This window comes from Nocardia sp. CA-290969, assembly GCF_050936135.1.
Classification (GTDB): domain Bacteria; phylum Actinomycetota; class Actinomycetes; order Mycobacteriales; family Mycobacteriaceae; genus Nocardia.
Genome location: NZ_JBNJNJ010000001.1, coordinates 941,479 through 963,693 on the forward strand (window position 1 = coordinate 941,479; position 22,215 = coordinate 963,693).

Here is a 22,215-nt window from a genome sequence, read left to right on the forward strand (position 1 = left end):
TCTACGGCCGAACCGGCTCCGGCCGCCCGCGACGTCGGATCGACGTCGCGGACGGCCGGAACCGGATTCAGCCGCTGTTCAATTTTCCGGTAGCGCCGTCACAGAACAGCGAAGGCGATACCGGTGGAGGTGACAGCGGCCAGCCCGGCCGCGCCGAGCGCAAGCGGCAGCTGGGTTTTCACGTGGTCCATCACATCGCCACCGCAGGCCAGGGCGGACATGATCGTCGTATCGGAGATCGGTGAGCACTGGTCGCCGAATACCGCACCGCCGACGACGGCCCCGAAGCACAGGTGCATGAACGTCGGGCTGGGGTCGATGGAGTACGCGAGGGGCATCGCGATCGGGAAAACGACCGCGAAGGTGCCCCACGACGATCCGATCGAGAACGCCACCGCCATGCAGATGGCCATCAGGATGGCGGGCAGCAGCGGACCCACCACCAGATCCGATGTGGTCTCGACAATGTAGTTCGCGGTGCCGAGTTGCTTGGACACGAACCCGAGCGTGACGGCCAGGGCCAGCACCAGCGCACCGACGGTCACGCCCTTGCAGCCGTCGACGAAACCGTCGATGGCCTCACCCAGTGGGAGTCCCTTGATGAGCGCGAGCACGATCGCGACGATCACGGCCAGGCCGAATCCCTGGGCGATCAGTACATCGCCGGTGAGAATGTAGGAGCCGATCACCACTGCCAGCAGTACGCCCATGGGCAGGGCGAAATCGATCACGCCGGGCTTGTAGTCCTTCGGCAGCTTCAGGGTGACCAGTTCTTCGGAGGTGATCGGTTTCGCGGTCGGTGCGTTCAGCTGACCCGTGGTGCGCGCCCGGTGCATCGCCTTCCGCATGGCACCGCCGACCCAGGGCAGCTTCCCCCAGGCGAACAGCAAGGTCGCCAGGATCGCGAAGATCGCGTAGAAGTTGAACGGGATCGAGCTGATGAAGAATGCGACACCGTCGTCCTCGGTGAGGAAGAACGGCGTGGTGCCCACAACCAGGCCCGCGACGTACAGCGGCCAGGCATTGAACGGAAGTACGGTCGCGACGGGGGATGCGGTCGAGTCGACGATGTAGGTCAGCTCTTCCTTCGACACCTTGTGTTTATCGGTGAGTGGCCGCACGGTGGTGCCGGCGAGGATTGTCGAAATCGTGCCGCCCTGGTGGAACAGCACGCCGACCAGCCACCCGAACACGCGTGCGCTGACCGGTCCGCGCACCAGTGTGCGCCCCGCCAGCTCCGCGAAGGCCTGCGCCCCACCGGTGCGGGTCCACAGGCCGATCAGCCCGCCGAGCGCCCAAAGGTAGACCAGCAGGATCGTGGCGAAGGAGACGGTGCCCAGCGACGGCAGCATGAAACTGTCGACGACGTTGTACTGCGCGCTGACGACGCCGCCGGTGATAACGCCCAGGAACAGCGCGGCCACCACGTTCTTCGTGGCGAAGACCACCACCAGGGTGACCACCGCTGGCAGCAGACTGAACGCGCCGATGTGCCCGCCCTCACCGGGAATCTCTCCGGGCGAGAGGAATCCGAGCGCGATCAAGCCGACCGCCAGTGCCACCACCCCGAGGATGGTGCTCGTATTCCCCAGTCGGGAGGTGTCGAGGAGTTTCTTCAGACCGGTGGGGGCGGCCGTGGTACTCGTCTCGGCGGTAGGTGGACTGTGCTCCGGAGTCGGGTCTTCGACTTCGGCTGGTGCACTCGAGGGGATCGTGGACATGGCGACCTTCCGATGAGCCCGGATACGCTCGGCACCGGGAAGCGCGCGGTATGCGAATGAACCGGCACGCGGTGCTTGTGGATGTTGTCGTTCGAGCGCCGTCCCGCGGGGCACGGTGTCTGCATACACCCGGCCGATCGGTTCCGGAGAGGCGATCGGACCGCCGGCCCTGCGGTTGTGACGAGGCTCTGGCTGCGCGACGCGCCCTACCTTCCGTTGAATAATGCGCCGCTATGTAACGGTACGATAAGCCGGGAGTGATGGGTGCGCCAAGATTCCACCCTTCTCATTCACGGGAAGTATTGCTGTGCAACAGCATAGGATGCCGGGTCGGCGGGTATGTGGGCCGCCGGTGCGGGTCGAGATGCGCGGGGAACCGAACCTATTAAGCCGCTATATGACGGCACGTAGTTAGTGTTCGGCAGTTCGCTGTCGACCCGGCCGTGGTGTCGTCGGCGGGAGTTTCCGGCGCGGCCGTGCCGAGCCGCCTGACCATCGGTGCCCGGGCAGGCGCTGGAGGATTGCAGCGGTTGCCCAGGTTCAGTGGGTCAGGGGCTCCGGGGCCGGCCGGTTGTCGAATTCGGTGCGTGCCGCGAGGACCTCGCCATGGCGGCGCTGCGCCCATTCGCCCATGGCGTGCGTGACCCGGCCCAGGTCGGCACCCAGTTCCGTCAGCGAGTATTCGACCCGCGGTGGCACCGTCGGATACACCGCGCGGCGGACGAGACCGTCGCGTTCGAGGTTGCGCAGCGTTCGGGTGAGCATCTTCTGGGTGATCCCGTCGAGCCGGCGGCGCAGTTCGTTGAACCGCACGGGGCCCTTACCCTCGCGCAGCGTGCCGAGGACCAGCAGCACCCATTTGTCCGCCAAGACGTCCAGCACATCGCGCGCCGGGCAACGCTGGAGGTAGCTCTGCACCGGGTTCGGGGAACTCGCCAGGTCGGAGACAGTATCCATCGGGTACCTCGGGATCATGAAAGTGCCTTCTTTCCACCGGATACTACGCGGCGAACAATGGGGGTCGTGAAAGCCATCAGTCAGCAAATCGTGGGCGGTCCGGAAGTTCTGCAGGTCGTGGAGGTGGATACGCCCAGGCCAGGGACCGGGGAGGCGCTGATCCGCGTGGTCGCGACCTCGCTCAACGCGGCGGACTGGAAAGCGCGCCGCGGGATCGTGGACGGGCTCGGATCGCCGCCGTTCACACTCGGGCTCGACGTCTCCGGCGTCGTAACGGAGATCGGCGCCCAGGTGAGTGCGGTCCGGCCCGGTGACGCGGTATTCGGGATGGCGATGGGCGCGAACGCCGAATACGTCGTCGCGCCGGTGAGCGCACTGGCTCCGAAACCGCCACACCTGGATCATGTGCACGCCGCCGCGCTGCCCACCGCCGCCCTCACCGCCTGGCAGGCGCTGTCCGATATCGGTGCCGGTGACCGCGTGCTGATCCATGCCGCCGCCGGCGGTGTCGGGCACCTGGCCGTTCAAATCGCGAAAAGCCGTGCCGCATACGTGATCGGCACGGCCCGCGCAGCCAACCACGAATTCCTCCGGGATCTCGGCGCAGATGAGGTGATCGACTACACCACCACGGATTTCGGCACCGCCCTGGATCCGGTGGATGTGGTGCTCGACCTGGTCGGCGGCGACTACGGTTCGCGCTCCGCACGGGTGCTGAAGCCCGGCGGCCGGCTCATCGACGCCCAGGGCAACGACGCGGCCGGTGATCCGCGCTACCACCGGATCTACGTACACCCGTCGGGTGCGGAGTTGCGCGAGATCACCGCGCTGGTCGCGGCCGGCCGGCTACGGGTGGAAGTCGACCGGGTGATGTCACTGGCCGATATCGCCGACGCGCACCGGATCGGCGAATCCGGGCACGTGCGCGGCAAGGTCGTACTGACGGCGATCTAGTCCGGGCCGCCGCCGCTGGCCGACGACGGCGGCGGGATCCGCACCACGCGGTCGTCGTTCGGGGTGGGCTGGCCGCCCTCGGATTTGTTCGCTGTCGACACCCAGATCATGCCGTCCATGGCGGCGGTGGCGCCGAGCATGCGGCCGTATTTGTTCGCGAGGAAAACGCTCGGCGGTGCCGTTACGGCGTACGTCGTGGGGTCGGGTTCGGCCATGGCGAGCGCTTTCGCGTCGGTGAGGGCGATCGCCACGCCTTCGGCGGTGACCGCGCAGCCGGCGACACCCGGCCGGTCCGGCCAGGTCCAGGCCGTGCTGACGGTGCCGTCGGGCGCGATCCGCTGCAGCCGGTCCAGTGCGGGGGTGCGGTCGGTGATCCAGATCTGGTCGCCGCCGAGGCAGATATCGCCGGCCGAGCCGATGCCCGAGACCGCGACCTCGGTGGGGGAGTTCCCGTTCGTCGACGGGTTGTTCACCCGCAGCAGTTTCCCGGCCGTACTGGCGGGATTCGCCGCCGCCGCGGGATCACCGCCATCGCCGGTGAGCACCAGCATCTGATCGTCCGAGACCCAATCGATCGCGCCGCGATTACCGGTGGTGCCCTTCGGTATTCCCGTCAAGACAGGTTTCGGATCGCCGCCTTCGGCGATCCGGACCACCCGGTTGTCGCTCGCCGTGGTGACGTAGGCGTAGATGAGCCCGTCCTCGCCGTAGGTCGGGGCGACCGCGATATCGCTGAGCCCGCCGTCGCCGGCCGGGTCGACCTCTACGCGAGCGACCTCGACCGGCGGTTGTTCCGGCGTCACCTTCAGGATCCGCCCGGTACGGCGTTCCGCGACGAGCGCGTATCCGCCCAGTTCGATCAGCCCGCCCGTGGTGTCGAGGCAGCTCACCACCACCGCCGGGTCGGGGTCGATACAGGGGCCGCTGGGCCGGGTGGTCGACGATTCGGGTCCCTTGGGCTTGGTCGGCTCGAGTTCCGCGGCCTCGGGTGTGGGTTCATCGGTGAACGGACTGGACGCGGAATCGTCGAATCGCGCACATCCACTGAGCAGCAGTACGCCGCAAACCAGCCCCACCGTCACGCGCCGCGCGCCAACCGACCTCATAACGTCCCAACGTAGTGGAAATGTCCCCGGCCGTGCCCCCACAGGGGTGGGACGCCGGGCCGGGGTGGCGCGGACACGCCGTGGTTCCGGGAGTGTGCGCAGGCTGTTGTCGGCCTACTGTTGAGGGGTGAGTGCCAAGGCGAGAAACGGGTCCGCGCCGTCGGAATCCGGGCGGCCCGGGAATCCGTCCACCGCCGGCCGGCGCGCGGTTTCGACGACGGCGGGCGGGGTCGGCAGCCCCTACGATTCCCCTACCGGCCAGTTCCCCAAGGTGGCCATGACCAAGGAGATACCGGCAATGGCTTCTGTTGCTCCGGGTGACCAACCGACCGACACCCCCGGCCCGGATGGGCCCGTCGGCGCCGACGACAAGACCTACTCCTACGCGAGCATCCCCCCGGCGGGCACCCAGCCCAGTGGTGCGCTGCGCCGCCGGAACGGGGACGCTCGCCGCGGCACCCTCGATTTCGGCCTGTTCATCCTCCGCCTCGTAGTCGGCGGCACATTCCTTTACCACGGCCTGCAGAAGCTCGCGGGCTGGTTCGACGGTCCGGGCCTGGACGGCACCAAACAGTCCATGGAGCAGGGCGGCTGGGATCATCCGTCCGTCGCCACCGCCATGGTCACCGCGGGCGAGGTGGGCGGCGGGATCCTGCTGATACTCGGCCTGGCGACACCGCTGGCCGCCGGTGCAGTTCTCGCGGTGATCCTCGATGCCTGGATGTTCAAGCAGGGTATGTACCCGGATTTCCAGTACCACCAGGGTCCGGGCGCGGTCGAACTGGACACCATCCTCGTGGGCGCCGCCATCGCCATCATCTTCACCGGCCCCGGCCGATGGGCCCTCGACCGCGGTCGCAGCTGGGCCACCCGCCCCGGCGCGGGCTCCTTCGTGGTCCTGGTCCTCGCGTTCGCCGCCGCGATCTTCACCTACTGGTACCTGCAGGACGGCAACCCGCTCACCGGTATCGGACCCTTCGACTAGCCGACGCCGGCCATACGACAACGGCGTCCCACTCGAAACGAGTGGGACGCCGTTGGTCATTGCCGGAGATCAGGGCACGTGGCGGACCGCGCCCTTGTCGGCGGAGGTCGCCATCGCCGCATAGGCGCGCAGCGCGGTGGTGACCGGACGTTCCCGGTTCACCGGCTGCCACGGGCGCTCGCGGGCTTCCATCTTGGCGCGGCGCTCGGCCAGCACCGCATCGTCGAGCAGCACCTCGAGGGTGCGGGTCGCGACATCGATGCGGATCCGGTCGCCGTTCTCCACCAGGCCGATGGTGCCGCCGCTGGCCGCCTCGGGGGAGATATGCCCGATCGACAGGCCCGAGGTACCGCCGGAGAAGCGGCCATCGGTGATCAGCGCGCACACCTTGCCCAGGCCCGCGCCCTTGAGGAACGCGGTCGGGTGCAGCATTTCCTGCATTCCGGGCCCGCCGGCCGGGCCCTCGTAGCGCACGACCACCACATCGCCGGGCTGGATCTTCTTACCGAGGATCGCCGAGACTGCTTCCTCCTGGGATTCGACCACCACGGCCGGGCCCTCGAAGGTGAACAGTTCCTCGTCGATCCCCGCGGTCTTGAGCACGGCGCCGTCCACGGCGAGATTGCCGCGCAGCACCACCAGCCCGCCTTCTGTGGTGTAGGCGTGCTCGAGATCGCGGATGCAGCCACCGGCGGCATCGGTGTCCAGCGAGGACCAGCGGTTCTCGGTGGAGAACGGTTCGACGGTACGCACGCCGCCGGGTGCCGCGTGGAAGAGTTCCAGTGCTTCCTCGGATGCCTTACCCGAGCGGATATCCCAGGTGTCGAGCCATTCGTCGACGGTCGGGGTGTGTACCGTGCTCACCTCGGTTTCCAGCAGCCCGGCGCGGTGCAGTTCACCGAGGATCGCCGGGATACCACCGGCGCGGTGCACATCCTCCATGTGGTAGTCGGAGTTCGGCGCCACCTTCGACAGGGTCGGCACGCGCCGGCTGATCTCTTCGATGTCCTGCAGGTCGAAGTCGATCTCGCCCTCCTGGGCCGCGGCCAGGATGTGCAGGACGGTGTTGGTGGACCCGCCCATCGCGACGTCCAGGGCCATCGCATTGCGGAAAGCCTTCTCGTTCGCGACATTGCGCGGCAGCACCGAGGCGTCGTCGTCGCGGTACCAGCGGGTCGCGATATCGATCACGACCCGGCCGGCGCGTTCGAACAGCGCCCGCCGGGCGGCGTGCGTCGCGAGGGTGGAGCCGTTGCCCGGCAGCGCCAGGCCCAGCGCCTCGGTGAGGCAGTTCATCGAGTTCGCGGTGAACATGCCGGAGCAGGAACCGCAGGTCGGGCACGCGCTGCGCTCGACCTCGGTGAGCCCGTCGTCGGTCACCGCGGAGTTGGCGCTGGCCGAGATCGCGGTGATCAGGTCGGTGGGCGCCTGCGCCACGCCGCCCACGACCACGGCCTTACCGGCTTCCATCGGACCACCGGAGACGAACACGGTGGGGATGTTCAGCCGCATGGCCGCGTTCAGCATGCCCGGGGTGATCTTGTCGCAGTTGGAGATACACACCAGCGCGTCGGCGGTGTGCGCGTTCACCATGTATTCCACGGAGTCGGCGATGATCTCGCGGCTGGGCAGCGAATACAGCATGCCGCCGTGACCCATCGCGATCCCGTCGTCGACGGCGATGGTGTGGAATTCGCGCGGTACCCCGCCCGCTTCCCGGACCGCGGCCGCCACGATTTCGCCGACATCCTTGAGGTGTACGTGCCCGGGCACGAACTGGGTGTAGGAGTTGGCGATCGCGACGATCGGCTTACCGAAATCGGAATCGGTCATCCCGGTGGCGCGCCACAGGGCGCGGGCGCCGGCGGCATTGCGGCCGATGGTGGTCGTGCGGGAACGAAGCGCTGGCATGGGTGTCCTCGGTCTGGTCGCGGGGCTGGACGTTGCGACGACGCCGTATCACCCACCGGCGGTTAACCGCTGCGGCGGTGCGATCGGCGTTTTCTCAGGCTACTCCCGGCCGGAAGCGGACCCGGGATCGGTATCGGCGCTCGCCGGGCGGTTCGTCCCGGTGGTCTCGCCGTTCATCGCTCGTCGGCGGATTTCTCTCCACCGGGTTTCGCGGCGTCGCGTCCTGCGCTGCCGGGTTCCTCGTCGGCGGCTCCCGCGCTGCTGGATTGCTCAGCGGTAGACCCCGCGCTGCCGGATGGTTCAGCGGTAGACCCCTCGGCAACGGCTTCGTCGTCGGCGGATCCTGCCTCGGTGCCGGGCTCGTCGGAATCGGCCTCATCGAGGTCGGGGAGTACGAACGGGTCCGGAATCCGGCCCTCGGCGGCGTCCACCAGATCACGCAGCCGGTCGTAGCTCACGGCGGGCAGCGGCACCTCGGTGTCGTCGTCGAGATGTGCCCGCACGTAGCCGCGCTTGGGGATGCTCAGGCCTTTGATCTGCGCCCAGTCGATATGCCGGGAGGACAACAGCGAGCGCAGATCCAGCCCGGTGGGGGAGACCGTGGTCTGGGTACGCAGGATCCAGACGATCACCGCGATCGGGATGAGCGCCAGCCAGAACAGCCCGGCCGGCCAGCCCACGATCGGGAAGAACACGCACAGCGCCAGGATCACCACACCCAGGAAGGCCAGGCGTGTCGTGCGGATCACACGCGTGCGACCCGGCGGCGCCGTATCCCCACCCGTTACCTCCGCGGCCGCGGGGATATGGGACGATTCTGGAGGTGGCACGGACTGATGCGGTGATGACACACCACCATCCTCGCATCATGGTGGACGGGCGTGAGCACCCGCTACCTTCTCACATAATGGGAAGTCGGCGGTCAGCTGTTTGACTCTGCACCACACGCACACATACCGTCATGCGCGTGAATCGAAACGAGTTGCTCGTAATCGGCCGGCGCGTCCAGCGCTGAGCCCGACGATCCGGAGTCGAATACGTCAGCTCGCACTGCGACGCGCCACCCTCGAACAGCCACCGGCTGTCGGGGGATTTTTTATGTCGGGACAAGTGAACGACAAGCAGTAAGGAACCAAGACGGTGAGCGCACCAACTACCCGGCCCGGGCCTGCGGCCCGCAAGCCCGCGCCTTCGAATCCGCCGGCCCCGGCCGGTGCTCCGACCACCCCGGCGAACCGCCGCCAGGTCCCGCCCGAGCGGGTCACCGGCGCGCAGTCCGTCGTCCGCTCCCTCGAGGAGCTCGGCGTCGACACCGTATTCGGTATTCCCGGCGGCGCGGTGCTGCCCGTTTACGACCCTCTTTTCGATTCGACCAAGGTCCGCCATGTGCTCGTGCGTCATGAGCAGGGCGCGGGCCACGCCGCCACCGGATACGCCCAGGCCACCGGCAAGGTCGGGGTGTGTATGGCCACGTCCGGTCCGGGCGCGACCAACCTGGTGACCCCCATCGCCGATGCCCAGATGGACTCCGTGCCGATGGTCGCGATCACCGGGCAGGTGGGCCGCAGCCTCATCGGCACCGATGCTTTCCAGGAAGCCGATATCTCCGGCATCACCATGCCGATCACCAAGCACAACTTCCTGATCAAGGAAGGCGCCGATATCCCACGTATCCTCGCCGAGGCGTTCTACCTGGCCTCCAGCGGGCGCCCCGGCGTGGTGCTGGTGGATATCCCGAAGGATGTGCTGCAGGAGCAGACCACCTTCAGCTGGCCGCCGGAGATGCGGCTGCCCGGGTATCGCCCGGTCACCAAACCGCACGGTAAGCAGGTGCGCGAGGCCGCCCGGCTGATCGCGGAGGCCACCGCACCCGTGCTCTACGTGGGCGGCGGCGTGATCAAGGCCGAGGCGTCGGCCGAACTGCTGGAGCTGGCCGAACTCACCGGAATCCCCGTGGTCACCACCCTGATGGCGCGGGGCGCGTTCCCCGACAGCCACAAGCTGAACCTCGGTATGCCCGGTATGCACGGCACCGTGGCCGCCGTCGCGGCGTTGCAGAAATCCGATCTGCTGATCACTCTCGGTGCCCGTTTCGACGACCGCGTCACCGGTCAGCTCGATTCCTTCGCCCCCGATGCGAAGGTGATCCACGCCGATATCGACCCCGCCGAGATCGGTAAGAACCGGCACGCCGATGTGCCGATCGTGGGCGATTGCCGCGAGGTGCTCACCGAACTGATCGAAACCCTGCGTGCCGACCCGGCCGGTATCGAGCTGGACCTCACCGCCTGGTGGACCTACCTCGACGGCGTCCGCGAGTCCTACCCGCTGGGCTGGACCGCGCCGTCGGACGGCGCGCTCTCGCCCGAGTACGTCATCGAAACCCTGGGCCGCCTCGCCGGTCCGGACGCCATCTACTGCGCGGGCGTCGGCCAGCATCAGATGTGGGCGGCCCAGTTCGTGAAGTACGAGAAGCCCCGTACCTGGCTGAACTCCGGTGGCGCCGGAACCATGGGTTACGCCGTGCCCGCGGCGATGGGAGCCAAGATGGGTATGCCCGACCGCGAGGTGTGGGCGGTCGACGGCGACGGCTGCTTCCAGATGACCAATCAGGAACTCGCGACCTGCGCGGTGGAGGGTGTGCCGATCAAGGTCGCGCTGATCAACAACGGCAACCTGGGCATGGTCCGGCAGTGGCAGACGCTGTTCTACGACCAGCGGTACTCCAACACCGACCTCAAAACCCACGGCCTGCGTATCCCCGATTTCGTGAAACTCGCCGAGGCGCTGGGCTGCCACGGCATCCGGGTGGAGAAGGAAGAGGATGTCGAGGCCGCGATCCGCGAGGCGCAGTCGATCAACGACCGCCCCGTGGTGATCGATTTCATCGTCGGCAAGGACGCCCAGGTGTGGCCGATGGTCGCCGCCGGTACCAGTAACGACGAGATCATGGCCGCCCGCGGAATCCGCCCGCTGTTCGACGAGGACGAGCAGGCCGCCGAACCGGCCGTCATCCACGAAGCCATGACCCGCGAGCAGAACGAGACCGAGGGGACGAACCCGGCATGAGTACCACCCACACCCTCAGCGTCCTGGTCGAGGACAAGCCGGGCGTGCTGGCCCGCGTGGCCAGCCTGTTCTCCCGCCGCGGATTCAATATCGAATCCCTCGCGGTCGGTGCGACCGAGGTCAAGGAGATCTCCCGGATGACCATCGTGGTCACCGTGGACGATCTGCCGCTCGAGCAGGTCACCAAACAGCTCAACAAGCTGGTGAACGTCATCAAGATCGTGGAGCAGGATCCGGAGACCTCGGTGGCCCGCGAACTGATCCTGGTGAAGGTCCGCGCCGACGCCAGTGTGCGCACCCAGGTCATCGAATCGGTGAACCTGTTCCGCGCCAAGGTGATCGATGTGTCGCCCGATGCCCTCACTGTCGAAGCGACCGGCACCCGTTCCAAGCTCGACGCCCTGCTGCGGATGCTCGAGCCGTACGGCATCCGCGAGATCGTGCAATCCGGGGTGGTGGCCGTGGGCCGCGGACCCAAATCCATCACCGCCACCCGCTGAACCACGGCCGGGCACACCCCGCGCCCGGCCGTCTTTCACGCCTCGTTTACCGTTTCCCGCGTTTCGCGGGTTCGAAATAGTCAGAAGGGATACCACCAAGTGGCAGTCGAGATGTTCTACGACGACGATGCCGATCTGTCGATCATCCAGGGCCGTAAGGTCGCGGTGATCGGGTACGGCAGCCAGGGGCACGCGCATTCGCTGAGCCTGCGCGATTCCGGCGTCGAGGTGCGCATCGGCCTCAAGGAAGGCTCGAAGTCGCGGGCCAAGGCCGAAGAGGCCGGCCTCACCGTCGGCACCCCGGCCGAGGTGTCGGAGTGGGCCGACGTCATCATGCTGCTGGCCCCCGATACCGCGCAGGCCGCGATCTTCACCAATGACATCGAGCCCAACCTGAAGGACGGCGACGCGCTGTTCTTCGGTCACGGCCTCAACATCCACTTCGGCCTGATCAAGCCGGCCGCCGAGATCACCATCGGCATGGTGGCCCCCAAGGGCCCCGGCCACCTGGTGCGCCGCCAGTTCGTCGACGGCAAGGGCGTGCCCGCCCTGATCGCCATCGAGCAGGACCCGAAGGGCGAGGGCCAGGCCCTGGCGCTGTCCTACGCCAAGGGCATCGGCGGCACCCGCGCCGGCGTCATCAAGACCACCTTCAAGGAAGAGACCGAAACCGATCTCTTCGGTGAGCAGGCCGTGCTCTGCGGTGGCACCGAGGAACTGGTCAAGACCGGTTTCGAGGTCATGGTCGAGGCCGGCTACGCGCCGGAGATGGCCTACTTCGAGGTGCTGCACGAGCTGAAGCTGATCGTCGACCTCATGTACGAGGGCGGTATCGCCCGCATGAACTACTCGGTCTCCGACACCGCCGAATTCGGTGGCTACCTGTCGGGCCCGCGGGTCATCGACGCCGATACCAAGAAGCGCATGCAGGACATCCTCAAGGACATCCAGGACGGCACCTTCGTCAAGCGCCTGGTCGCCAACGTCGAGGGCGGCAACAAGGAGCTCGAGGGCCTGCGCAAGCAGAACGCCGAGCACCCGATCGAGGTCACCGGTAAGAAGCTGCGCGACCTGATGAGCTGGGTCGACCGCCCGATCACCGAAACCGCCTGAGCGGTTCGCTGATCAAGCGCTGAAAAGGGGCCCTTCCGGTGGCGGAAGGGCCCCTTTTGCGTGGGTGGTTCAGCGCCGGGCAGACCACGCGGGGTCGCGGCCGATGAACGCCATCAACCGGTCCTGTGGCGAGGCGTCCGGGGCGACGGGGACGGCGGTGCCGAACTGGCCGCTTTCGCGCAGCATCGGTTCCACCTGCTGCATCTGGGCCAGTGCGGCGGCGCAACGGTCTTGTCCCAGGTCGGGTTCGCGGCCGAGGGCTTCGGCGAGATCCCAGGTGTGCATCCAGATATCCGGGGTGTAGAACTCGTCGACGGCCTCGTCGACGGGGCGTTCCCCGAAATGCGGGTTCCGCAGGACCCGGCCCGCGGGGTTGTCGAGTATCGCCTGGATATCGGCGACGTGCCGCTTCCAGGCAGCGGCCGGGTCGGCGGCGACGTCCAGGGCCGGCAGGTCGATACCGGCACCACCGAGGAGTCCTCGGGACCACTCGACCAGGTGCGCGACGATATCGCGCGCCGTCCACTCCGCGACCGGACTCGGGCGCGTCCAGTCGTCGGGGCCGGCGGATTCGACGAGTTCGGTGAACCGGGCCGCATCCTGTGCGTGGCGTTCGGCCGGGCCTGCCGGGGCCGTCATCGGGCCTGCTCCGCGAGCAGTTCGTCGAGCTTGGCGTAGCCCTCCTCCACTCCGACGTTCATCCCGCTGGCCAGCATGCCGTCGCGGATCTCGAAACTTTCGACGACGCTGCGTACGCGCAGCCGGGTGCGGCCGCCCGGCAGCGCTTCGAAGGTCAGTGTTTCCAGCGCTACGCCGTCGGGTTCGCCCTCGTAGGTGAAGGTCCAGACGATCCGCTCGTTGGGGCGGACCTCGTGGAAACTGCCGAAGAAGGACGCGATTTCGGCGCCGTCCCGGTCGTTGGCGAAGGCCCACGCGCCGCCGGTGCGGGCGTCCCAGGTGGTGATCCGGGTGGTCACGCTCCGCGGACCGACCCATTGCGCATAGAGCTCGGGGTCGACGTGGGTGCGGAAGACCTGTTCCGGGGTGGCATCGAATTCCCGGATGATTTCGATGGTCGGGACCTTGTCGTCGGCGACGATCTCGGTGGCGGTCATGATGCGTCCTTCTTTCGAGTGTTGTTGTTGTCGGTCTCGGTCATACGGTTCAGCAGGGCGTCGAGACGCTGATAGCGTTCCTCGGCCTTCTGCCGGTAGCGTTCGATCCACTTCGTCATCAGGCTGAGTACCTCCGCGTCCAGGTGCACCGGCCTGCGCTGGGCATCGCGGCTCCGGGTCACCAATCCGGCGTCCTCCAGCACTTTCACGTGCTTCGAGATCGCCTGAAAACTCATGTCGTACGGTTCGGCCAGCTCGCCCACGGTGGCATCGGCCTCGGCGAGCCGGGCCACGAGGTGGCGCCGGGTCGGGTCTGCCAATGCCGCGAACACCCGGTTGAGCTGCTCGTTGTCTTCGTCCACCTGGTTCCTCAACTCTTTGGTTGAATAACACCGTAGCGCTGAATCTCGGAATGTTCAACCGTTTGGTTGAATAAGATCGGCTGATGCAGGTGACGCTCCGGAAGCGGTGCGCTGGACAGGCCGGCACCACTCGCGCCGGAACCGCGTATGTGCCGGGCGAACTACCAGGTGTGCCGCGGTGCCCGGCAACGAGCTGATGTCGGCGTCACGAATGCCCGGACGCCGGCAATTGGCCGGGACCGCTGATCAGTCTTCGACGCTGAGTGCCTGGCGGTAGGTGAGACGACCCTGCGTCTGCATCAGGGAACGGCGGTAGATCCGCTCCGCGACGACCACGATTCCGTAGGCGGTGACCGCCATGATCGCGAGGGAGACCAGTGGTTCCCACCAGGCGGCCGTGCCCTCGGCGAGGCGGGCGGGCATGCTGACGATGGAGACGATCGGGATATACGACGTGACGGTCTGTGCCGTGCCGGACGCGAAGATGCCGAGGAACAGCACGATCATGATCAGCATGCTCAGCGGGGTCGAGGTGGACTGGAGATCCTCGTTGCGGGTCGCCAGCGAGCCGGCGACGGCCCACAGGCTGGCCAGCGCGAGGAATCCGACGATGAAGAAGACGATGAACCAGCCGGCCGCACCGGCGATCTGGGTGACGCGTTCGGTGCTGCCCATCACCGCCAGCCCGGCCAGTCCCGCGCCCGCGAACAGGACGAGCTGCCCGAACGCCATCAGCGTATTGCCGACGATCTTGCCGATCAGCAACTGCCGCAAGGGAATCGCGCTGGCCAGGATCTCGACGATCCGGTTCTGTTTCTCCTCGACCACGCTCTGTGCGATGGACATCCCGAAAAGCAGTGAGGCGACGTAGAACAGGAACGCGAACACGACCGTCATGATCTTCGCGAAACCGGGATCGACCGCGGACTCGTCGAGTACGTCGTAGGTCACCCGGCCGCCGCGGCCGAGTTCTTCGAGCGAGGTGCCCGCGGCCTCGGCGTTGCGTTGCAGCGCGAGTTGCTGCGCGGCGGTGGTCACGTAGGTGTTGACGTCGTCGTTCACCGATTCCTTGCCGATGAGTCGCCACCCGCCGGGGTCGGCCACCAGGCCCGCGTCGACCTCCCCGTCGCGTACCTGCTGTTCGACGGCGGCGAGGTCGGCGACCGTGTGCGAAGTGAAAGCGACGTTGCTGTCGGCGAAGTCGGCGAGGGTGCCGGCCGTCTGCACCACCTGGCTCCCGTCCGTACCGGTGACCGCGATATCGACTGTCTCGGTGCGCCCGCTCATGAATCCGCTGACGACCAGCGACGCGACGATCGCCACGATCGTGATCAGCGTCGAGATGAGGAAGTTGCGGTCACGCAGCTTGACCATCACTTCACGTTCCGTGACGATCCGCCACACTCCACGCGGCGCGCTGTCCGTGGCCTTCTCGTGGTCCGTACGCACCCGGCTCGACTCGGTCGTCATGCCGTCACCTCCCGGAAGATCTCCGCGACCGACGGCCGCACCTCGGCGAACTCCTGCACCGATCCGCGCGCCAGCGCCTCGGTGAGCACCTGGTCGGTGGTCGCGCCGGTCAGCTCGAGCAGCACGCCCGACCCGTTGCGTTCGATCACACTGACCCCCGCGAACTCACTCAGCCAGCCGGTATCCGCTCCCGCTCGCAGCCGATACCGCAGCGCGCCGTTCTCCCGCAGCTGCGCCGCCGACCCCTGCGCGACGACCCGCCCGTTCGCGAGGATCACCAGCCGATCGCACAGCCGTTCCACCAGATCCAGCTGGTGCGACGAGAACAGCACCGGCACACCCTGTGCCGCGTATTCGGCCAGCAGTTCGGCCATCGAATCCACCGCGCCCGGATCCAGCCCGGAAAACGGCTCGTCCAGCACCAGCGCCGCCGGTTGCGCCACCACCGCCGCGGCGATCTGCACCCGCTGCTGATTACCGAGCGACAGCGATTCCAGCTTGTCCTTCCCCCGGTCTCCGAGCCCGAACCGCTCCAGCAGTTCCGCGGTCCGCCGGCGGCCCGCCGCCGGCGACAGCCCCCGCAACCGTGCCAGGTACACCAGCTGATCCCGTACCGGCTGCTTCGGATACAACCCCCGCTCCTCCGGCATGTACCCGAACGAGCGCCGATCGGCGGCCGACACCGGACGACCGTCCCAGCGCACCTCGCCACCGTGGATGGCCAGCACGCCCATGATCATCCGCATGGTCGTGGTCTTACCCGCCCCGTTACCGCCGACGAACCCGGTGAGCGCCCCCGGCTCCACCCGGAACGACACATCGTCGACCGCTGTCTTGTCGCCGAACCGGCGCACCAGATGCGCTACCTCGAGCATCGAACCTCCCCTTTCGTGGACCCGGGTCGACTCTACTGGTTCTCCGCCGTCGGGGCGGTCCCGTTGCTCCTCGCGGCAGTGCTCCATCGCGCCGGCCGCGCTGCCCATGGAATTAGGGTCGTAACGGGTACTGCGGATCCCGCGAATTCATTGCTGACGACTCCGTGACCCTGCAAGGGGCAGAGGTCAGGATGCCGGACGGCAGGATTGGGAATCTTCATGAAACGTCAAATCTCAACCGTATTGGCTTGTGCTGCGGTAATTCTCGTCGCGAGCGGGTGCGGCGAGGACACCGAATCGCACAATAATCATGGGACGACCTCCAGTTCGGTTCCGGCGAACACGGTGGCACCGTCGAGCGTTGTATCGACCACCCCGGCTCCGCAAAGTCCGCCGCCTCCCGCCGCCGTCGAGCCCCCGCCACCCGCGCAACCGCCACTTGCGGAACCGCCGGCGGATGAACCCGCGCCCGCGCCGCAGCCACTGCCGCCGGCGCCCGTGCAGACCGAACCCGTCCAGCCGGAGCCGACGCTCACTCTCCCCGATTTCGATCCGCGAGCCGGCTACTGATCGACGGGAAAGACGTGATGCGCAGTATTTCTCAGCGTTGGGGTGGGGTCGTCGCAGCCGTTGTCGCGGCCGCGTTCACCGTGACCGCAATGTACGCCCCGGCCGCGGCCGCTCCGGTAGGAAACTCTCGTCCGGAAGGTAAATCCGTTGTAGTACTGGGTGATTCGTTCACCGCGAATTACCCGAAGTTCTTTTCGGCAACCAAGGAATGCCTGCACGCGCCCACCTCGTGGCCGACCCGGCTGAGCGAGCGAATGGGTCTCGCGGGTACGTCGGACTTCGGGGATGTGTCCTGTAGTGGGTCCACGATCGCCACGGGGGACGGCTGGTGGCTGGTGCACGAGGTGGCCGCGGCGGTCGAGCAGCAGGCGTTCGGTCCGGAGACCGAGGTCATCGCCATTCAGAGTGGGATGAACGATGTCTGGTCCCCGACCGGCAAGATGACGATGATTTCGTCGTTGCGGCGCTGCGTGTTCAATCTCGTCGACGGATGCGGGCCGGAGGCCGTCGACCAGGGACGGTTCATCGACTACCGGAACCTCACGGGCGAGCTCTACGCCGACAGCATCCGTGACGTGGTCACCTATATGCGGTATTACGCGCCGAACGCGCGAATTCTGCTGGTCGGATACCCGGAGTTGTTCCCGGCGGGGCAGGAGCACGTGTGCGTGAACGTACTCGGCGCCGGGCAGATCGTGCAGCCGAGGGGCCGCGCGGTGACCGAATACCTGGACCGCCTCGACGCCGCGCAACGGGACGCCGCGGAGCTGCTGGGCCTCGAATTCGTCGGTCTCCGCGAGGCGACCGCGGGCCACGGGCTGTGCTCGGGCGACCCGTGGCTGAACGGTGTCTTCGATCCCGCGGCCGATATCGCCGGGATTCCGTTCCACCCCTCCGCACACGGTGACGCGGTGGCCGCCGAGGTGGTGCACGAGCGGATCCGCCGGTGAGCCTGGCGCCGCCTCGGCTCGCGCCGGGGCCGCAGTTCCTCGATCCGGCGACGGTGCGGCCGCCGCTGCCGTCGCTGACCGGAGCCCGCTGGTGGGCGGCGTTCGCCGTATTCCTGCTGCACGCCTTGGTGTTCCTGCCGGTGTATCCGTTCCAGAAGTCGGAGTTGTTCCGGCAGATCCATCAGCTGGTGCCGATGCAGCTGGGCGCCGCGGGGGTGACCTTCTTCTTCGTCCTGTCCGGGTTCATCATCTACTGGTCGTTCCGGCCGGGGAGTTCGGTGCCGCGGTTCTATTGGCGCCGGGCACTGAAGATCTACCCGACCCATCTGGTGGCGGCTCTCGCGTTCGTCCTGGTGGCGAGCGTGCCGTTGACGCGACCGGTGGTCTGGGCGCCGAACCTCGCGCTGATCCACACCTGGGTCCCGAAGTGGACGACGGTCGGCGGGCTCAACGTGCCGTCCTGGTCGCTGGCGGCGGAAATCCTTTTCTACCTGAGCTTTCCACTGCTGCTGCCACTGGTCCGCCGGATCAGGGGTGATCGGGTGCTGTGGGCGCTGGCGGGATTACTGGTGGCGATTCTGCTGCTGCACACCGCGTACTACCTGTGGCTGCCCGGGCCCAAGGGAATCGCCAACACCTTCGCGCCACGACTGCTGCCGGGTGAGGTGTCGCCGTACTTCGAGATCCATGCCGCGCCGATCTGGTTCGAACAGTCGGATATTCCTGTGGCCCTTTCGTATTGGCTCAGCTACAACTTTCCGCTCTCCCGACTGCCCGAGTTCTTCCTCGGCGTGCTCGCGGCACGACTGGTATTGGAGGGCCGCTGGCGCAACCTCCGGCTGGCGCCACCGGTCATCGCGCTGGTGATCGCCTACGCCGCGACCTGGGTGGTGCCGCCGAACTACAAGATGTCGGTGCTGCTGCTCGCGCCGATGACGGCCGTAGTGGCCACGCTGGCCGCGCGCGACCTGGCGGGAATCCGCGGGTTCACCGCCTCCCCGCGAATGGTCTGGCTGGGCAATATCTCCTTCGCCTTCTATCTCATCCAGTTCCCGGTGATGGTGCTGATCACCCGTTTCCTGATCGGCGGGAAACAGTTCGGGCTACTGGGCTGGCTGGGGTTCGCCGCCCTGAGCCTGGTGGTGTCCACCCTGGCGGCCGCGGCCATCTACCACTGGCTCGACGCCCCGCTGATGCGCCGCTTCGCCGGCCGCCGCACCGCGGCCCGGAGGAAGCCGGCCGGGTGAGCCGCCGGTCAGCGGTGCGTGATCGCCCAGGTGCGTGACTCCGGATCGATGAGGGCGGCGAGCTCGCCGGGTGGTCCCTGCACACCCAACCGCCGGCAGATCTCCTTCCGGCACCGGTGGGAGACCTCGACCGGCTCGCTCCCCTGCGCGACGATACGCAAGGTGAGCAGGTAAACCGTATCCTCGTCACCCACTTCTTCGGCGGCGATCAATTCGGCGCGCGCCGCTCGCCCCGAGGCGTGCAGGGCCGCAGTGTCTTCGAGGCGCTGCACCGGGCTGAACCACATGCCGAGGCCTATGAACACGAGAAGCAGGGTGGCGAGGGCCGTGAGCGGAACCGCCCACCAAGCCTGCCCGCTCGTTGCCGCAATGCCGATCATCACCGGCCCCGTGGCGATCAGCAGCGCGGCGAACAACCTCTCCGCGCGTGCTTCGCGAGGGCTGGTCAACTCGACCTCCCTCGGAAGGTCCGGTACTTCCCGCGCTCCTGGCACGAGTCGAGAGTACGGGCGTGCGGCGAAACGCGCCCCACATCGGAGTCCGCCCTGTCGCGGCGCCCGCTGCGGCAGGTGCGAAGTGCTGGTTTCAGCCGCCGACCGCCCCCAGAGCGTCGAGGTCCATGATGGCGTGCGCGGTGCGGTGCACGATCGCGCGGCAGATATCGGCGGGCTGGAATTCCGGCATCAGCGCGCCCCGCCCGATCGTGATCATCCAGGCGAAATACGGGTACAGCGACTGCTGCCGGTAGGCGAGCCAGGCGGCTTCGTACGACAGCGCCGGCCCACCCGCCGCGCGCAGCGTGTCGATGTAGAGGGCGATCAGGTCGCGTTCCCAGGCGCGGCGGTCTTCCACCTCGAGGCCGGAGGTGATCGTGTACGCCACATCGAACGCCCAGCTGCCGCGCATCACCAGTTGCCAGTCGGTGAAACCCATACTGCCGTCGACGCAGATGTAGGCGTTGCCGATATGCGGGTCGCCGTGCAGCAGTGTCTGTGGGCCCTGTTCGGCGATCTGCAACGCCCGGCCGCAGGCTTCGTAGAGTGCGCTCTGTACGGGCGGCAGGGTGTCGGGCACGAGATCGGGGGCGCGTTTCAACCCGACCTCCGCCCGTTTACGCATACCGAGGAGACGATCGAAATTGCGGAAATGCGCGTCCGGTGTCTTCAGCCAGTCCCGGGCCCGCAGTTCCGGCGAATCCCAGTAGTGCCCGTGCCAGCGCGCCATATTCCCGAGCAGGTCCTCCATCTGTTCCCGGGTGACCCGTTCCAGCGGCGTGCAGAACCGTGCGCCCCGGGTGACGCTCACATCCTCGAGCAGTGTCAGCGACCGTCCGGTCCGCAGGTCGGCGGCACCGAAATACCCGTGTGGTGCCTCGATCTCGAGCTCCGGCCGTAACTCCTGGAAGAAGCCGGGCTCGCCGGGCAATGCGTGCGCCAGATACTGCGTCAACCGCTGAGTGAAGGTGAGCGTGGTCTTGGCGAAGAGATGCTGCGGCAACCCCGCCCGGCGACCGGCCTCGTTGTAGGTGATCGTCGCTTTCCAGCGGCTGGTCGTACCGCCGTCGACATCGACGAGCTCGAACGACTCCACCTGCGCGCCCGGGTAGCCGTCGGTGAGCACCTCGCCGAGCCATTCGGCGTCGATCTCGCTCTTCTTCATCGGGATTCCGCCGTTGCGGCGCAACACTTTCTCCGCCAGTACCTGCCCGCCGAGCTTCAGCACCCCCGGCAGCACACTTTCCCCGGGACCGCTGGTATCCGTTTCGCCCATCCGATTGCCTTCCTCGGCTCGATCCGCCGCACAACTGCCCGGCGGATCGAAAGTATGGGCGCGTGATCGGACCGCCGCAGTGCCCGCGGAATACTCGCCGGAAGGTCGCGTGTCGTCGGAAAACCTCGAAGACCAGCGCTTATCCGCCGGTTGCCGCCCGGGACGTGTGGACAACTCGGCGCGAATCGCACCCTGGTAGGCGCGTTCGGCGCCTCCGGGGCAACGGATGTGGTGCGGCCGGCGAACACGGCACCGAGCACACCGCGCGTCGCGACCACTACCTTTCGCAGCGGTTCCATAGCGCACCCGTAGCACCTTCGTAGCGCCGTGACAGCGCTGCGCGCGTCCCTGCCCGGCCGCGTCACCGCGACCTCGGCGTGGACTGTGTCCTACCTGCGTCCGGACCACCGCTGCCGCGCCCGGCGCAGCGCCCCCGCATCCGCGTAGCCGACCCGTCTGGCCAGCGCCGTCTGCGTCACGTCGGGGCTGTCCGCGCGACGTTGTTCCACCAGCTCACTGCGCGCCCGGTCGAGTTCCTGCGTCCACGTAGTTCCTTCGTCGGCCAGCCGTCGCTGCAGACTGCGGCTGCTCGTCGCCAGATACCGCGCGACCCGCTCGATCGTCACCCGCCCGTCCCCGAGCAGCACGGCCAGCGCCTGCTGAACCTGCCCCGCCCAGCCGGCCTCCAGCCGTGGCGGCGGGGGCAGCACCTCCGCGCAGCGGCCCAGAATCGCGGCGAGCGCCGGATCTGCCGTCCGCAGCGGCAGCGCCAGATCGGTTGCCCGGAACGTGATCCGGTCGGTCGGCGCCCCGAACTCGACCCGCCGCGTCCCGAACATGTCGACGAACGGCCGGTACTGCCGGGGCGCCGGTTGCCGGAACCGGATGCGCACCGGATGCACATCCCGCCCCGTGGCATGGCGTGCTCGCGTCACAACTGCCGCCAGCGCGAACTGGGTGGCCAATTCACGCCCGCGCCCGTGCCCGTTCCACAGCCGGACGTCCGCGTTCGCTTCCTCTTCCGATTCCCCCGATACCGCGAACCCGATATTCGTGGTGATCATGTTCGCGTGCTGTTCCGAACGCGCCAGCCCATCCGCCAACGTCGGCGCGGTGCTGAACAAGTAGTCGTGAATTCCGAAATTCCCCAGCGTGTTCGTCTTCCCGACGCGCAGTGCCACGTGCGGGTCGCTCTGCGCGTGTTCCACCAGTTCCCACAGGCGCAGCTGGTAGGTGCTGGACACCATCGTGTCACCGGCGTCGAGCACCCAGCCCGGCAATTCCGCGGCCCGTGCCAGTTGCTGTCGCGCCGAATCGCTCAGACCCGCGGTGCCGAGGATGAAATTCGAGAACGCGACATGCTCAACCGTATCCACCTGCGAAACACACCTAATCGGAACGAGGACTTCCCGGCCCGCTCGCGAGCCGATGCCCCACGACGATATCCCGCGCTGCGGTGTCCGGCCGCGCCGAATCGGGCCTGCCGGGTGCACCGGGTGACAGTGTGGCGCGATCCGCCTCGTTCGGGGCGCGATGGGCA

General features: G+C 67.6%; 19 protein-coding genes and 1 pseudogene. 7 read left to right on the top strand and 13 right to left on the bottom strand.

Features of this window, described 5'->3' with window-relative positions; translation table 11 throughout:
* Positions 1 to 98: 98 nt before the first annotated feature.
* Together ACQEVO_RS04450 and ACQEVO_RS04455 are read right to left on the bottom strand one after the other, a co-directional pair.
* Positions 99 to 1,721, bottom strand: coding sequence for a Na+/H+ antiporter NhaC family protein (locus ACQEVO_RS04450; RefSeq protein WP_432909129.1), 1,623 nt, complete (start codon positions 1,719 to 1,721; stop codon positions 99 to 101).
* Positions 1,722 to 2,261: 540 nt separating this feature from the next.
* Positions 2,262 to 2,678: a winged helix-turn-helix transcriptional regulator gene (locus ACQEVO_RS04455; RefSeq protein WP_432909130.1), complete on the bottom strand. Its 417-nt coding sequence runs from the start codon at positions 2,676 to 2,678 to the stop codon at positions 2,262 to 2,264.
* A gap of 57 nt (positions 2,679 to 2,735) precedes the next feature.
* Between ACQEVO_RS04455 and ACQEVO_RS04460 the strand changes: the two genes are divergently transcribed.
* A complete protein-coding gene (locus tag ACQEVO_RS04460; RefSeq protein ID WP_432909132.1) occupies positions 2,736 to 3,632 on the top strand; it encodes an NADP-dependent oxidoreductase in 897 nt (298 codons plus the stop codon).
* On the opposite strand, the gene ACQEVO_RS04465 is transcribed toward ACQEVO_RS04460, so the two are convergent.
* Positions 3,629 to 4,738, bottom strand: a complete 1,110-nt coding sequence (locus ACQEVO_RS04465; protein WP_432909134.1) for a PQQ-dependent sugar dehydrogenase — start codon at positions 4,736 to 4,738, stop codon at positions 3,629 to 3,631. The two genes, ACQEVO_RS04460 and ACQEVO_RS04465, sit on opposite strands and share 4 nt — an antisense overlap.
* A 127-nt stretch (positions 4,739 to 4,865) precedes the next feature.
* Between ACQEVO_RS04465 and ACQEVO_RS04470 the strand changes: the two genes are divergently transcribed.
* Positions 4,866 to 5,723, top strand: coding sequence for a DoxX family protein (locus tag ACQEVO_RS04470; protein WP_432909136.1), 858 nt, complete (start codon positions 4,866 to 4,868; stop codon positions 5,721 to 5,723).
* 69 nt (positions 5,724 to 5,792) lie between these two features.
* Here the strand turns inward: ACQEVO_RS04470 and ilvD are convergent, their stop codons facing one another.
* Both ilvD and ACQEVO_RS04480 read right to left on the bottom strand, forming a co-directional pair.
* Positions 5,793 to 7,634, bottom strand: coding sequence for a dihydroxy-acid dehydratase (ilvD, locus tag ACQEVO_RS04475; RefSeq protein ID WP_432909138.1), 1,842 nt, complete (start codon positions 7,632 to 7,634; stop codon positions 5,793 to 5,795).
* 173 nt (positions 7,635 to 7,807) lie between these two features.
* Positions 7,808 to 8,383: a PH domain-containing protein gene (locus ACQEVO_RS04480; RefSeq protein WP_432909140.1), complete on the bottom strand. Its 576-nt coding sequence runs from the start codon at positions 8,381 to 8,383 to the stop codon at positions 7,808 to 7,810.
* Positions 8,384 to 8,774: 391 nt separating this feature from the next.
* Between ACQEVO_RS04480 and ACQEVO_RS04485 the strand changes: the two genes are divergently transcribed.
* The 3 genes and pseudogenes from ACQEVO_RS04485 to ilvC form a co-directional block, all read left to right on the top strand.
* Positions 8,775 to 10,703 carry an acetolactate synthase large subunit gene (locus tag ACQEVO_RS04485; protein WP_432909141.1) on the top strand — a complete coding sequence of 643 codons (1,929 nt, stop codon included), beginning with the start codon at positions 8,775 to 8,777 and terminating at the stop codon, positions 10,701 to 10,703.
* Entirely contained in the window at positions 10,700 to 11,203 is a 504-nt protein-coding gene (gene ilvN, locus ACQEVO_RS04490) for an acetolactate synthase small subunit (RefSeq protein ID WP_030521893.1), read from the top strand. Before ACQEVO_RS04485 ends, ilvN begins: the two co-directional genes overlap by 4 nt.
* An 81-nt stretch (positions 11,204 to 11,284) precedes the next feature.
* A pseudogene (gene ilvC / locus ACQEVO_RS04495) lies at positions 11,285 to 12,316 on the top strand (ketol-acid reductoisomerase); the annotation flags it as partial.
* A gap of 69 nt (positions 12,317 to 12,385) precedes the next feature.
* Here ilvC and ACQEVO_RS04500 read toward each other — a convergent pair.
* The 5 genes from ACQEVO_RS04500 to ACQEVO_RS04520 all read right to left on the bottom strand — a co-directional run bounded on the left by ACQEVO_RS04500 (position 12,386) and on the right by ACQEVO_RS04520 (position 16,138).
* Complete coding sequence (locus ACQEVO_RS04500; protein ID WP_432909143.1) at positions 12,386 to 12,955, bottom strand: TIGR03086 family metal-binding protein; 570 nt, start codon at positions 12,953 to 12,955, stop codon at positions 12,386 to 12,388.
* Positions 12,952 to 13,431 carry an SRPBCC family protein gene (locus ACQEVO_RS04505; RefSeq protein WP_432909145.1) on the bottom strand — a complete coding sequence of 160 codons (480 nt, stop codon included), beginning with the start codon at positions 13,429 to 13,431 and terminating at the stop codon, positions 12,952 to 12,954. The genes ACQEVO_RS04500 and ACQEVO_RS04505 overlap by 4 nt, the downstream gene beginning before the upstream one ends.
* Positions 13,428 to 13,793: an ArsR/SmtB family transcription factor gene (locus ACQEVO_RS04510; RefSeq protein ID WP_432909147.1), complete on the bottom strand. Its 366-nt coding sequence runs from the start codon at positions 13,791 to 13,793 to the stop codon at positions 13,428 to 13,430. Before ACQEVO_RS04510 ends, ACQEVO_RS04505 begins: the two co-directional genes overlap by 4 nt.
* A 246-nt stretch (positions 13,794 to 14,039) precedes the next feature.
* The gene (locus ACQEVO_RS04515; protein WP_432909148.1) at positions 14,040 to 15,263 is read right to left on the bottom strand and encodes an ABC transporter permease; all 1,224 of its coding nucleotides are present in this window, start codon (positions 15,261 to 15,263) and stop codon (positions 14,040 to 14,042) included.
* A complete protein-coding gene (locus tag ACQEVO_RS04520) occupies positions 15,260 to 16,138 on the bottom strand; it encodes an ABC transporter ATP-binding protein (protein WP_432909149.1) in 879 nt (292 codons plus the stop codon). Before ACQEVO_RS04520 ends, ACQEVO_RS04515 begins: the two co-directional genes overlap by 4 nt.
* A 587-nt stretch (positions 16,139 to 16,725) precedes the next feature.
* On the opposite strand from ACQEVO_RS04520, the gene ACQEVO_RS04525 reads away from it, so the two are divergent.
* Both ACQEVO_RS04525 and ACQEVO_RS04530 read left to right on the top strand, forming a co-directional pair.
* Positions 16,726 to 17,658: an SGNH/GDSL hydrolase family protein gene (locus tag ACQEVO_RS04525; protein WP_432909152.1), complete on the top strand. Its 933-nt coding sequence runs from the start codon at positions 16,726 to 16,728 to the stop codon at positions 17,656 to 17,658.
* Positions 17,655 to 18,905 (top strand): acyltransferase family protein, encoded by a 1,251-nt coding sequence (locus ACQEVO_RS04530; RefSeq protein ID WP_432909154.1) that lies wholly within the window; start codon positions 17,655 to 17,657, stop codon positions 18,903 to 18,905. The genes ACQEVO_RS04525 and ACQEVO_RS04530 overlap by 4 nt, the downstream gene beginning before the upstream one ends.
* An 8-nt stretch (positions 18,906 to 18,913) precedes the next feature.
* Here the strand turns inward: ACQEVO_RS04530 and ACQEVO_RS04535 are convergent, their stop codons facing one another.
* The 3 genes from ACQEVO_RS04535 to ACQEVO_RS04545 all read right to left on the bottom strand — a co-directional run bounded on the left by ACQEVO_RS04535 (position 18,914) and on the right by ACQEVO_RS04545 (position 22,051).
* Positions 18,914 to 19,321 (bottom strand): hypothetical protein, encoded by a 408-nt coding sequence (locus ACQEVO_RS04535; protein WP_432909156.1) that lies wholly within the window; start codon positions 19,319 to 19,321, stop codon positions 18,914 to 18,916.
* A gap of 169 nt (positions 19,322 to 19,490) precedes the next feature.
* Positions 19,491 to 20,675, bottom strand: coding sequence for a phosphotransferase (locus tag ACQEVO_RS04540; protein ID WP_432909158.1), 1,185 nt, complete (start codon positions 20,673 to 20,675; stop codon positions 19,491 to 19,493).
* Positions 20,676 to 21,064: 389 nt separating this feature from the next.
* Positions 21,065 to 22,051, bottom strand: a complete 987-nt coding sequence (locus ACQEVO_RS04545; RefSeq protein ID WP_432909159.1) for an AraC family transcriptional regulator ligand-binding domain-containing protein — start codon at positions 22,049 to 22,051, stop codon at positions 21,065 to 21,067.
* Positions 22,052 to 22,215: the final 164 nt, after the last annotated feature.